This window comes from Caldifermentibacillus hisashii, from assembly GCF_039654145.1.
GTDB lineage: Bacteria > Bacillota > Bacilli > Bacillales > Caldibacillaceae > Caldifermentibacillus > Caldifermentibacillus hisashii.
The window spans coordinates 1,253,857-1,266,762 of sequence record NZ_CP155467.1; the positions used below are offsets into that span (position 1 = coordinate 1,253,857).

Genomic DNA, 12,906 nt, shown 5'->3' on the forward strand with positions numbered 1-12,906 from the left:
TGAAGATAATGATTATAAAAGAGTTAGTCATCTATGGGTACGGAAAGTTTGAACAATACTATCTAAAGTTACAGCCATTTTCTTTGATTTATGGAAAAAATGAAGCAGGCAAGTCTACCATCATGTCTTTCATCCATAGCATTCTTTTCGGCTTTCCATTGAAACAACAAAGTGAATTACGATATGAACCGAAAACAAGTTCCAAATATGGCGGTCGGATTGTTTTGGAAGACCCTGATTGGGGCATTGTCCAAATTGAACGGGTGAAAGGAAAAGCAATCGGTGATGTAACGGTAAAACTTGAAGACGGCACAATCGGTGATGAAGAATTGTTGCAAGTGATTTTGGGTGGTATGGAAAAATCGACCTATCAATCAATCTATTCCTTTGATATTCATGGGTTACAAAATGTCCAAAAGGTGAAAGGGGAAGAGCTTGGGAAATTTTTATTCTCGACAAGCGCGATTGGAACGGAACAAATTATGGAAACAGATCAGTTCCTTGATAAAGAAATGGACAAGCTGTTTAAACCAAACGGATCAAGGCCGGACATCAATAAACAAATAGCAAAGATGAAGGTGCTGGACAATCAATTAAAGGATGCCAAGAGAAAAATTATAAACTATGAAACTTTGTTGCAAAATTTAACGAACACGGATAACCAACTGGAAGCTAAACGGAAACAAATGGCGGATATTCAACAGGAAATTTTTGAAAAGAAAGAATGGAATCGGATATATCCGTTGTTTATGCAGAGAAAAAATCTTGAGGAGAAACTCACGGAACTGGGTGAATTTCAGTTTCCAAGTAACGGAATTACCCGTTATGAAAAGTTGGCAGCTGAATTACGTACAACAAAAAAACGGCTCGTCCCGTTAAATGAACAATTGGAGGAAATAACAAAAGAGCTCGAAACGATTGAAGTAGATGAACGGATTACGGAGAATAAAGAACCAATCCAATTCATTGTCGAGGATTTACCGAATTACCGTCAAGAAGCCGGAAAGTTGAAAGAGCTAGCCGTCCAAATCAACCAAATTGAGGATGAGTTGCTGCAAATAAAGACTAAGTTACATTATCAAGGTGATCTAGAAGCGATCAAGCAATTTGACTTAAGTTTTGCCAAAAAAGATCAAATCATGAAGCTGGTAAAGAAACAAATTCATCTGGATGAAAGAAAAAGGGAACTGGAGAAAAATGAAAATGAACTGGGGCAAAAATTAAAGCAGCAAAAATCATTTGTAAATGAACTTGCTCGCAGCCGCTTAAATAAAAAAGAACGGCTTCATTTGGAGAATGTACTTAAGCAGGAGCAAGAAATAAATGAAATTGAAAGCGAACTGAAGTGGATTGACAGTCAACTATCCCAGCTACAGAACAAACAATCGATTAAAAAATCAGGAAAAACGACCTTACTGTTTGTGTTTGGTTGTATTTGTATGATTACTCTTGCCTTATTTTGGTTTGATTATTGGCAAATAGCTTTGGGAATTTTATCGGCCTCAGTTTTATTTTCCCTGTTTCTCGTCATAACAGGATGGAGAAAAGCGTCGGATGCAACGATCAAAATGAATGAACCATTAATTTTGAAAAAGAGGCAATTGGAAAAGAAATATGATGAAATTCAGATCACTTCAGAAGACATTGAACAAGCCCGTGAAAAATTGAATAAAGATCAGCTTATTGCTAAACAGGAAGAAATTGAGAATATTCGGCTCGAACAATTAGAACGGCAATTTGACGAATTAGTTGCAAGTTTTGAACATTGGGAGAATGAAACAAGGGCCATCAATGATGAATTGCTGGAAATGGGAAGAAGTTACTTTTTACCGGACTATATGGCGAAACATCATTTAATGGAATGTTTTACACTGCTTGAACAGTTGAAAACACGCTGGAACGAAAAACAACGAATGTCCCAACAAATTGAGCATTTGAAAATGATCCAGACAGAAAAAGAAGCGATTTTATCAAAATATGATTGGCTTTTTCATGCTTCCTCGCAAAACTATGAGGAAAGAGTACTGCTGCTCAAAACAGAATTGAATAAACAATTGGAGCTTGAGAAAATTCAAGCTGAGAAACTGGCAAAACAACAAGAGCTCGTTAACCAAATTGCGACATGTAAAGCGGAATTGAAGCAAGTCGAACAGGAAATTAACGTATTATTCCAACAAGCAAACGTTGAAACGGAAGCTCAATTTTACTTAGTTGGAGAAAAAAATGAAAAACGGAACGAGTTATTGAATGAATTCGAACTTGTTAATAAACAGTTGGCTCATTCGAACTTAAATCTTCCGGATGGAATGAACCTTATCCCTTCCTATGTGGATGAAACAACATTTACCGAATTGAACCGAATAAAAGAGGCGATAGGCAAAGAAATTGAACAATTAGAGAAAGAACGGGTATCTATTCGCCATGAAATCACGTTGATAGAAGAAGGCGGTACCTATACAGAACTGTTACATCAATTTCATCAAGAAAAATACGAACTGGAAGAAATGGCGCGAACATGGGCTGTGTTTCAGACGGCAAAATATGTATTGCAAAAGGGGATGGAAAAATATAAGGTTGAACGTCTTCCAAAGGTTCTTTTACAGGCTTCTAAATATTTTTCTTTTATCACCGACGGGGCTTATAAGCAGATTTTTCTTGATCAAGAAAGTGACCAACTGTTTGTCGAACGAAAGGATGGTATGCTTTTTACTCCTAATGAAGTTAGTCAGGCAACAGGAGAACAATTGTATATCAGTTTGCGCTTTGCCTTGGCTGTTCTTAGTCATAAGCAAAACCCATACCCGTTCATTATTGATGATGGTTTTGTTCATTTTGATGAAGACCGGCGAGACCAAATGATGTACTTGTTAAAGGAAATTTCTGCTGAATCCGGTGTTCAAATTCTTTTCTTTACATGCCATAATATTTTTAAAAGCTATTATGGTAGACAGCAATCGGTCGTTTTCCTTTGAATTTTGAATAATAATAGAGTTCGGGAATTCGATAAAAATGACGTAAAATCTATTCATTATGGTAAATAAGTTAATAGGAGTCGGGAGGAACGTGTATGACTAAAGGAGTCCGCTTTTATGAGGCTGGTGAACAGGTTGAACAATATTTTTTAATTAAAAGTGCTGCCAAAGGAATGGCCAGTAACGGGAAACCGTTTTTAACATTAATTCTCCAAGATAAAACCGGGGCCATTGAAGCAAAACTTTGGGATATTACCGAAGAGCTAGAAAAGACATATGTTGAACAAACGATTGTTAAAGTAATGGGTGATATTCAAAGTTATCGGGGGAAATTACAATTGCGGATTCGGAAAATTAGAACGCTGTCCCCGCAAGAAAACATTCCGGTGGACATGTTTATTGAAAAAGCACCGGTTGAAGCAGATGTAATGCTTAGTAAAATTAATCAATGCATTTTTGAAATGACCAATCCGAAAATTCAGCGGATTACCCGTTATTTGATGAAAAAATATGAAAAGCCGTTTTTGGAGTACCCGGCGGCCACGAAAAATCATCATGAATATTACTCCGGTCTTGCTTATCATGTTGTATCCATGCTCGATTTGGCAAAAGCGATTGTCGCGCTTTATCCGAGTCTGAATAAAGATCTGTTATATGCCGGTGTGATTTTGCATGATTTAGGCAAAGTCATTGAATTATCGGGTCCAGTATCACCATCTTATACAATAGAAGGAACATTGCTTGGACATATCACCTTAATGGTCGGTGAAATTGGAAAAGCAGCCGATGAATTAGAAATTACCGGCGAAGAGGTTACTGTCTTGCAACATTTAATCCTCAGTCATCATGGAAAAGCTGAATGGGGGAGTCCGAAGCCGCCGCTGATCCGAGAAGCAGAGGTTTTACATTATATTGACAATCTTGATGCCAAAATTAATATGTTAAACCGGGTTCTTGATAAAACAAAACCCGGTGATTTCAGTGAACGGTTATTTGCCTTGGACAACCGATCTTTTTACAAACCAAGCTTTCAAGAATAGCTTGTCATAAAAAATCTCCTATATGAATATACTTGTACAAATAATAGTTTTAAAGGATAGGAGGTTTCGTTTATGGTTGTCCCATTTTGGATTTGGTTGGTTGTGGCCGGTATTGTGATCAGTGCATATATGACGATTCGAACCAATCGGGAAGAAAAGGAAATGGAGTTAAGAGAAGCAGAGCAAGAAGGAAGCATTTATATAAAAAGAATGGAAGAAGAAAGGGAAAAACGGAAACTGTTTCATGAAGCATAAGGAGGAAAAAAACAGCTTTCCCAAGCGTGGTCGATAATTTTGACCTCATGGGAAAGCTGTTGTTGTGAATATTGACTTCATCCTTCGATTGAAATTGTGGATGAAGGAGGATCATTATTTTTTAGATCCTGTCTCAACGGAATTTTTCAAAATGTCTTTCAAGTCTTTGTCATTGATTTTTACATCTGCATTTTTAACTGCTTCATCCACAGCTTTTTGAACGGTAGCTGAATCAAGTTTTGATTGCTTCACTTTATCTACCAGTTCTGATTTCATTTTGTCAAATGATTTGACATCTTTTTTCTCTGTTACTTTTGTTGCTTGGATGATATGGTAGCCATAGTCCGTTTTGACCGGATCACTAATTTCATTTTCCTTAAGCTTATAGGCGGCAACTGTAAACTCACGAGTAAGTTGATCAGGGTTCAACTCACCTAAATCTCCGCCTTTTTCAGCTGTCGCTGTATCTGTTGACAGTTCTTTTGCCAATGCGGCGAAATCTTCACCATTAGCTAATCTTTGTTTCACTTGTTTTGCCGTTTCTTCATCAGCAACAAGAATATGGCGTGCCGTTACCGTTTTTGTTTCAATCCCGTATTGTTCCTTTAACTCATCATTTGTCACTTTGATTTTATCTTTTGCCGCTTTTTCTTGGAGTAGTGAAAATTCAAGAATGTCTTTCAATTCATCCTCACTTGAAATGCCCATTTGAGCTAACCAACTTTGGAAATTATCTCCATAAGCGTCCTTGTATTGTTTTAATGCATTATCTACTTCTTTATCAGAAACCTTATATTTGTCAGACAAAACTTGTTTGTATACAAGTTCTTTCAGAGTGGATTCGCCATATCGATCTTTCAGTGTTTGGTAGAACTCATCTTGGCTAATATTTCCCGCATCCGACTCAACAATTGCTTTCCCGTTATTGCAAGCAGTTAAAGTGAGTAGACCGGCTGCCAATGTAAAAGTTAACAGGTATTTCTTCTTCATCAGATTGAACAACTCCTAATCATTTGATTTAATGCTTGTTTCATTTTACCACAAATTTAACTATATCATAATAAAAACAAACAAACAAAAAAATTATTTTCTGTATCAGTTGAAATTACAGGATCAATTGTCATATTTCGGGAAATTGGTAACCGTCAAATAACTGGATATTTTTTTCTACCTTAACGACGAGTCAAGTCCCCCATGTTAAAATTTTCGAGATTAAAAAAAGATATGGAGGGGACTGTTTACCCGCATGCGTCCGATTAGTTCAACTAACCATCAGTGGGGGGATAGATGACTCACCGATGGAAGTTTCGCTGTATAAACTAGGTGTTTTCACTAAACAATTTTTGCACAAATACATAGGATATATTGAATTCGATAAAGGAGGTATGACAGATGACAGTACCGAATGCCAGCCCGTTTGTTCTAATTGTCGTGCTGTTTATTTTATTAATCATTGTAGGGTGTTCGTATTTGTAATAGGAAAAATGAACCTTAAGTGATAAACAAGTGAATGTATAAAGGAGGTGTCATTATGTCTGAAGGATATCATGGCGGAGGATTTGCATTGATTGTTGTCTTGTTTATCTTGCTTATCATCGTTGGTGCAGCGTACATTTGGTAAATAATGCAGGTAGAAGAAATTCCGGCACCGTTTTGCCATACTTGCATAGTCAACTTGTATTGGCTTAAATCGAGACGACAGGAAAAATAGTAAAGGGGCAATTCATCCACTGGATTGCCCCAAAAATTTATCACACCTTAACAGCAAGTCAAGTCCTCCACCTCAAGATTTTCAAATTTACAAAGAAGATAGGTGGGGGACGGGCTGCCCGCATAAGTCCGATTTGTTCAACTAACCATCAGTGGGGAGAGATGCCCCACTGATAGAAGTTCATTTTATGTAAATAACATCGCCACATATGATGAGAGCAATAAAATTATCGTAGAAATATTTGTAGTATGGATGATGGTATGATGTTTCTCTTCCGGGATCTCTTTTTGGATACAAAATCTATACATAAGAATATTCAAATAAAAAATGATAATAGTGGCTAAAATAAGAAAAACAATAAGCAAAAGCATCCCCTCCCAGTACGTCAAGCATAACTTTCTCTATATTAAATCACTCTTCACCCTTAACATCCACTTCATTAGAAATTAAGATTCTTTGATGGTCAAAATTGCGTAGTATACACTATTTTACTCAATAATACTTTTTTTCGATAAATGAAAAGAAGTTTTAAAGTATTAAGAGGTAATTCCGTTTTAAATAGATATTAATAATGTAATATAATATACATCAAAAGCAAAGTAAAAATATATGTATAATCAATGAACAAATATTTAGAAGCCAGTATGAAATATCTCCATCTACCTGTAGTATAATAAGTACAGTTGAAATCCCAACCCTAAAGGTAAAAAATTTTTCTTAGCTTCTATCAGGATTTAGTCAAAAGATAAATTCTATCATAACTGCGATGGTATTAAAGACTATATGGATTCGAAAACAACCGTCTTAAATGATTGTGATAATGTTTGGTCGAACTTGGACATGTTGTTTTGCATACAGATGCCAAATCATTTAAGTACTAACATACTTTACAGCGGGTTTCATAAAAAATCAATGAGAAAATGAAAAAAGATTTTGACGGAAGATGACAAAAGATGACAAGTTGAAGGATGATAGACAATGATGGATGAATTGTTAAAGCGGATCGAAAGGCTGGAATATTATCAACAATTACTACTTGAGATCGTGAATACTAATGATTACCCCTTCACAAAATTAATCATTCAGAAAAAACTAGGGCCGGAAGAAGTTTTGGAATTCCAACAGCTTTGTGAATATATGAACAATAAACTCCAAGAACAAAAAGCGGAAGGATTATTATATTTTTATCCGCTTCTTAAAGAGTTCTCTGATAAATTGAACAGAAAACTGGAGGTGAAAGAAACCGTTGAATCCTGTTTACAACAATATCTTTATGTTGAGTTAATGACCGAATTTAAGAAATGCTTACTCGGCTAAACCACTTCTTTTTCCTTGTTATCTTTTTCTTTTATATCCTTATGATGTATGTTCAGTTTTTCTATATCTGTGTATGTTTTTTTGAAAATATCCATAAAGTCATCACCGTATATATTACGGACGATGGCTATTAACTCTAATATATCGGGATATTTGCCATAAATATCTTTCAAAGGCTTAGCACCCATTAAAATTGCATGTTTTGACGGATCAAATTTCTCTAGTAATTCAATGATAAGGTTTTCGCCTTTTTCCGTTAAACGGATATACGTATTTCTTTTATCCTCGACCTTCTTGGAAAAAGTCAAGTAACCCCTTTCTTCCAACTTTTTTGAAAAATTGAAAGCAGTTGAAACATGCATGACACCAAATTTGGCAATATCGGATATAGATGCTCCGTGTAAATGGTAGGCGATCCATAAAATATGATGTTCGTTGATGTTCAAATTGTATGGTTTGATCCATTGTTGCCAGTCTTTTTCTATGGCCTTCCAAAGTGCTTTTCCCAATTGTGAAATTTTTTGTGTAAATAAAAGCGCTTCAAGTTTTGAAAAATCTTCCATATCATCACCTTCTACTTTTTGATTTAACATTGTGGTAAAAAAGAAAAAATTAATGAAAACTCAGGCATCCGAGCCTTTAGGCGACTCGGGACGTGTAGTAAACCCAATAAAAATAACACTTCATTTCAAATTGAACAAATTCCGACCTTTTACCTATTTCCCTTTTTACACTATTCTGTCATGTATGTTTCAAAAAATTTTATTATATTATTTCAAAATTCTACATTGATCACAAAAAATCCTTTTTATTTTGAAAAAATTTTTTGTTTTTATAATATAACTTTATGGTCGCACCAAAAAAGTTTTACGTAAATTTTTAGAAAAGATTTGTATATCGGTCGAAAATTCCGTAAATTTTAAAAAGTACGCTTTTGGGTAAAGGAAAGAGAACTTGGGTTACTTTCCAAGTTCTCTTTCACTGAAAAGCAATTAGGCGAAGGTCATTTTGCTTCTTTCCATGATTTTCGCGACGATTGGATAGACAATAACAATGGCGATTGTGTTCAACAAAGCTGTTGGCAACACAATTGTTGTAAACATTAACATGAATGCACCATCCAATCCGATTATTAAAAATGCAGAAGCAAGGAATATAGTTCCTGAAATAATCGTGCCAATAGCCGTTAATACAGCATTGCTAATAATGGAACGATTCTTTTTGACTAGAAGGAACAACCCGTAAAATGCAAAAGCCGAGATAAATTTATCAATGATGTTTGGAAAAAAGCCACCTGGTACACCTGTTGTTAATCCGGAGATAATTCCGGTTGCCAGACCGAGTAGGATAACATTTTTCTTATCGGGAAATAGAATAATTGCCAAAAACATCATTAGTAAACTGAAATCCGGTTTCATGCCCCCTGCACCTATACCGGGGATCAATATATGCAATGCAGCCCCAATCCCCACAAATAAAGCCATAATAACTAATTCTTTTGTTTTCATCTCTATTCTCTCCTCCGCTGTTCTCTTCTCAACTTAACTCCTTTTGTATCCTATGATCAAAAGCGAGTTGGTTTGACTGTATTATAACATACGTTTCTTTTCGATAAAAGATATTTTTCAAAAAGTCTGGAAAAGAAGTTTTGATACACGTGCTGTATGCATGTTTGCTCATCTGTATGAAAACGATCTATTTTAAAAGACCATTTGTTTCTTCTCTTTTTATTATATGAGCATAATCATATTTGGTCGGCGATCGATTTAGCGATCTTTTGCAAATCTTCTTTTGTATACTCGCTTGTATGCGTCTTCCAAACGGCACCAAAGCCGTCATCTTCACCATATCGCGGAATCAAATGGACGTGATAATGGAAAACGGATTGTCCAGCATATTCTCCATTGTTGTTTAATAAATTTAACCCAATTGGATTGTATGCATTTTTAATAGCGTTTGCAATTTTCGGTACGGCAGAGAACAGCTTGCTTGCTACATCCGGAGTTAATTCATAAATATTTGCCTGATGGGTTTTCGGAATGACAAGCGTATGTCCTTTTGTCACTTGAGAAATATCAAGGAACGCCAAGACATTTTCATCTTCATATACTTTAGCAGATGGAATTTCTCCGTTTAAAATTTTACAAAAAATACAATCCGACATTTCTATCATCCTTTCTAATTTCATATTGTTACCTATTTTATCATATATTACCAAGAATGGGTAAAAGTAGATGAGGATTGAACAGGAAAATCTTCTGATGTCCGACTTTTTAGGAAAGTGCAGATAATCTCTGTTGAAAATGTAAACATTAACGTAAAAAAGGCAAGACCTGTGTTCAGTAACTGAACATTGGTCTTGCCCGTGCGAAGGGAAAATGAAAGCGGGTTTGTTACTACTCAATCAGGCAGGTTTCTAAAGAATCTAAAGCATTCAAGCTCATCATCCCCGTTTCTTCATAAAAATTATGAACGACTTCGGTTGATGATCTTTGACAAACACCATTTATTGAAGTGGGTTTTCTGAATGCATAGCTCTTTTTAAAACGAGTTCAGTATCTTTCGTAAACACCCCATTTGAATAAAAGTTATTTTCCCTTCAAAAATTAGCATAACCAGATTTAAAAAAATCATACGACGACAGAAAAAATTTTTTTATCTGCCGTAAATTTGCTAAACTAAAATTAATATACTGGACAAGCAACGAAAAATAATTCAAAGGAAACATAAAGATATCTTTGACTGTTAAGCAATGTAAAGGAGAATGATCATGAGCTTACTAGAAGTTCGGTCGCTTTCAGGCGGTTATACGAAAAAAAATGTGTTAAATGAAGTGAGTTTTGAAATTGAAAAGGGGGAGATAGTGGCACTGATTGGACTTAATGGGGCCGGCAAAAGTACGACTATCAAGCATGTTATCGGTTTAATGGAACCAAAAAAAGGGGAAATTCGTATAAACGGAAAGACGATTCATGAAGATCGTGACGGTTATCGAAAAAAATTCTCCTATATTCCGGAAACACCGGTCTTGTATGATGAATTAACCCTGGAAGAGCATTTAAAATTGACAGCCATGGCTTATGGGGTGCCGGAGGATGAATATAACCGGCGAATCGATCAATTACTGAAAGAGTTTCGAATGCAAAAAAGGCTAAAATGGTTTCCCTCCCATTTTTCTAAAGGAATGAAACAGAAGGTCATGATCATGTCGGCATTTTTAGTGGAACCTGAACTTTATATTATTGATGAACCGTTTGTAGGATTGGATCCGTTAGCTATACAAAGTCTCTTGCAACTTTTACAAACAAGGCAAAGCAAGGGAGCGGGTATTTTAATGTCTACGCATATTTTAGCAACAGCAGAAAAATATTGTGACCGTTTCGTTATTTTACATAATGGGGAAATCAAAGCAAAAGGGACGATGGAAGAGCTGAGGAAACAATTCAACTTAAAGGATGCCAGTTTGGACGATTTATACATTCAATTGACAAAGGAAGACACCAAAGATGAATAGAGATCGACTTTGGAATGAAAGATTCATGGAGCGCTTAAAAGAGTTGCTTCGTTACGGTAGGTACATATTTAATGACCATCTTTTAATTGTATTACTTTTTGCCGTTGGTGGCGGGGCATACTATTATAAAGACTGGGTAGCAACGTTGGATGAAACATTCCCGACAGCCGGACTTTTTGCGGTTGTTTTTGCCTTATTATTAACGAATGGGACGGTTATTACGTTTTTAAAGGAGGCTGATAAAGTATTTTTGCTTCCAATAGAAACAAATTTGACAAGTTATTTTGTCCGAGCGTACATATTAACAGTCCTGTGGCGGTTATCTATTACGTTCATTGTTTTGCTTATTTTGATACCCATTTATTTGCAAACAACCGGTACCGGAAAAGCATTGCTTGTCTTTAGTGGCTTACTGGTTTTGCTTCAATTTCTCAATCTTTATACTCGCTGGAAAGTTGATTACGATACGGATCAGGCATCGGTTACATGGGATTTAACTGTACGACTGTTATTAAACGGTTTACTGGTGTTCTTTTTTATCAATAAAAGATTTGCGCTTTTTGCGATTGTCTGCATCATTTTCGTTATTTATGCAGTCTATTTTCGTAACAAAATGAAAAACAGCGGGCTCCCGTGGGAACGGTTGATTGTTAATGAAGAGCGAAGAATGGCGTTTTTTTACCGGATTGCGAATTTATTTACGGACGTCCCACAATTACGAAACCGGATAAAACGCAGAAAATGGGCGGATATGTTTATGAAAAGTCGCCGCTGGACACCAAGCAGCACGTATTCGTTTCTCTTTGTTCGAACTTTTTTCAGGAGCGGTGATTATTTCGGTTTGTTTATGCGATTAACTGTCATTGCTGCTCTGCTTATTTGGGGCTTGAACGGTTCATATATTGCTTTTGCGATCGCGATACTTTTTATTTATTTGACCGGTTTCCAACTGATTAGCCTATGGAAACATTATGATGCGGTCATTTGGCCGGATCTTTACCCGGTCGGTGAAGACACAAAGAAAAAAGCCTTTTTAAAAATCATGTTAAATATATTATGGACACAAAATATTATTTTTACGGTTAGCTTCATTACCTCATTTGAATTTCAAAGAGGGCTCCTGTTGTTTCTTGTTTTAAGTGGATTTTGCTATGCTTTTCTTTTTCTTTATTGTAAAAAACGAATTGAAAAACTGGATTGATTCATATACGAGGTGGTCAGGAGATGGAATATGAAAGAAAAGCTTATGATGAGCTTTTACAATGGCAGAGAGAAATCCGAAAGAAAGGGAGTCTTTTGAACCGGATTTCCAAACAAGCACAAAATAAGATGAGTCAACTGATACCTGAAAAAGCTCAAAACGTGATCACTGAGGCTGTGAAAAAAATGGTCACTGCGGTACTATCCGGTTCAAATCTTCTTTTTACCAATGACTTTCCAAAAACATATTCATTGGAAGAAAAAGAAGCACTGATTAAAGAGCAATTGGATAAATATCGAAAAGCTGCGACCGTGGAAGGCGCCGGAACAGGTGCAGGGGGGATTTTACTTGGGTTGGCCGATTTTCCGCTTCTTTTATCAATAAAGTTGAAATTTCTTTATGATGTGGCAAAAATTTATCACTATCCTTTAGATCAATATGAGGAACGACTCTTTTTATTAATGGTTTTCCAACTTGCTTTTTCCAGTGATGAAAAACGGATTGAGACTTTGGAAATAATTGAAAATTGGGATAGAGAAAAAGAGCGGCTCGTTGATCTTGATTGGCAAACATTTCAGCAAGAATATCGCGATCATATTGATTTTGTGAAAATGCTGCAAATGGTGCCGGGAATCGGTGCCGCGGTGGGCGCTTATGCAAATTATAAATTGCTGGACAGATTAGGGGAAACGGCGATATTTTCTTACCGAATGCGTTATTTTAATAATTTAAAAAATATTAGGGTTGAATGATCAGGGGGGATTTGCTTGCTCCCCTTCCCGGCAGTTTTTGTAGTCGTATAGATAGATAATGAATTTCATAGAATAGAAGTTTTTTCATAAAATAAGTAATACTCCTGATATTACATCAAGATCATATCAGGAGTATTTTATTTC

Annotated in this window: 13 protein-coding genes; 9 read left to right on the forward strand and 4 right to left on the reverse strand. The window is 35.9% G+C overall.

Annotated features, from left to right (window positions below; genetic code table 11):
* The first annotated feature begins 8 nt into the window (after window positions 1-8).
* From NSQ14_RS05860 to NSQ14_RS05870, 3 genes are all read left to right on the forward strand, one after another.
* Window positions 9-2,972: an ATP-binding protein gene (locus NSQ14_RS05860; RefSeq protein ID WP_346216976.1), complete on the forward strand. Its 2,964-nt coding sequence runs from the start codon at window positions 9-11 to the stop codon at window positions 2,970-2,972.
* A 95-nt stretch (window positions 2,973-3,067) separates the two neighbouring features.
* Entirely contained in the window at window positions 3,068-4,012 is a 945-nt protein-coding gene (gene yhaM / locus NSQ14_RS05865) for a 3'-5' exoribonuclease YhaM (RefSeq protein WP_034769037.1), read from the forward strand.
* A 72-nt stretch (window positions 4,013-4,084) separates the two neighbouring features.
* Window positions 4,085-4,267 (forward strand): sporulation YhaL family protein, encoded by a 183-nt coding sequence (locus NSQ14_RS05870; protein WP_251245542.1) that lies wholly within the window; start codon window positions 4,085-4,087, stop codon window positions 4,265-4,267.
* 114 nt (window positions 4,268-4,381) lie between these two features.
* Here NSQ14_RS05870 and NSQ14_RS05875 read toward each other — a convergent pair whose 3' ends face one another.
* The gene (locus NSQ14_RS05875) at window positions 4,382-5,257 is read right to left on the reverse strand and encodes a peptidylprolyl isomerase (RefSeq protein WP_034769040.1); all 876 of its coding nucleotides are present in this window, start codon (window positions 5,255-5,257) and stop codon (window positions 4,382-4,384) included.
* Between the two features lie 402 nt (window positions 5,258-5,659).
* Here NSQ14_RS05875 and NSQ14_RS05880 point away from each other — a divergent pair, with 402 nt between their 5' ends.
* The 3 genes from NSQ14_RS05880 (at window position 5,660) to NSQ14_RS05890 (ending at window position 7,295) form a co-directional block, all read left to right on the forward strand.
* Window positions 5,660-5,743 (forward strand): YjcZ family sporulation protein, encoded by an 84-nt coding sequence (locus NSQ14_RS05880; protein ID WP_072012650.1) that lies wholly within the window; start codon window positions 5,660-5,662, stop codon window positions 5,741-5,743.
* A gap of 55 nt (window positions 5,744-5,798) precedes the next feature.
* On the forward strand, window positions 5,799-5,888 hold the full coding sequence (locus NSQ14_RS05885; RefSeq protein WP_108897779.1) for a YjcZ family sporulation protein: 90 nt from the start codon (window positions 5,799-5,801) through the stop codon (window positions 5,886-5,888).
* Between the two features lie 1,068 nt (window positions 5,889-6,956).
* Complete coding sequence (locus NSQ14_RS05890) at window positions 6,957-7,295, forward strand: DUF1878 family protein (RefSeq protein WP_052480307.1); 339 nt, start codon at window positions 6,957-6,959, stop codon at window positions 7,293-7,295.
* Here the strand turns inward: NSQ14_RS05890 and NSQ14_RS05895 are convergent.
* The 3 genes from NSQ14_RS05895 to NSQ14_RS05905 all read right to left on the reverse strand — a co-directional run bounded on the left by NSQ14_RS05895 (window position 7,292) and on the right by NSQ14_RS05905 (window position 9,459).
* Window positions 7,292-7,858 (reverse strand): HTH-type transcriptional regulator Hpr, encoded by a 567-nt coding sequence (locus tag NSQ14_RS05895; RefSeq protein ID WP_034769044.1) that lies wholly within the window; start codon window positions 7,856-7,858, stop codon window positions 7,292-7,294. The two genes, NSQ14_RS05890 and NSQ14_RS05895, sit on opposite strands and share 4 nt — an antisense overlap.
* 429 nt (window positions 7,859-8,287) lie before the next feature.
* A complete protein-coding gene (locus tag NSQ14_RS05900; RefSeq protein WP_034769046.1) occupies window positions 8,288-8,803 on the reverse strand; it encodes a tryptophan transporter in 516 nt (171 codons plus the stop codon).
* A 236-nt stretch (window positions 8,804-9,039) separates the two neighbouring features.
* Entirely contained in the window at window positions 9,040-9,459 is a 420-nt protein-coding gene (locus NSQ14_RS05905; protein WP_034769048.1) for an HIT family protein, read from the reverse strand.
* A 600-nt stretch (window positions 9,460-10,059) separates the two neighbouring features.
* Between NSQ14_RS05905 and NSQ14_RS05910 the strand changes: the two genes are divergently transcribed.
* From NSQ14_RS05910 to NSQ14_RS05920, 3 genes are read left to right on the forward strand one after another with little or no spacing between them, the layout of a single operon-like run.
* Window positions 10,060-10,809, forward strand: a complete 750-nt coding sequence (locus tag NSQ14_RS05910) for an ABC transporter ATP-binding protein (RefSeq protein WP_269147486.1) — start codon at window positions 10,060-10,062, stop codon at window positions 10,807-10,809.
* Entirely contained in the window at window positions 10,802-12,010 is a 1,209-nt protein-coding gene (locus NSQ14_RS05915; RefSeq protein WP_034769052.1) for an ABC transporter permease, read from the forward strand. The genes NSQ14_RS05910 and NSQ14_RS05915 overlap by 8 nt, the downstream gene beginning before the upstream one ends.
* 23 nt (window positions 12,011-12,033) lie before the next feature.
* A complete protein-coding gene (locus NSQ14_RS05920; RefSeq protein WP_034769053.1) occupies window positions 12,034-12,762 on the forward strand; it encodes an EcsC family protein in 729 nt (242 codons plus the stop codon).
* Window positions 12,763-12,906: the final 144 nt, after the last annotated feature.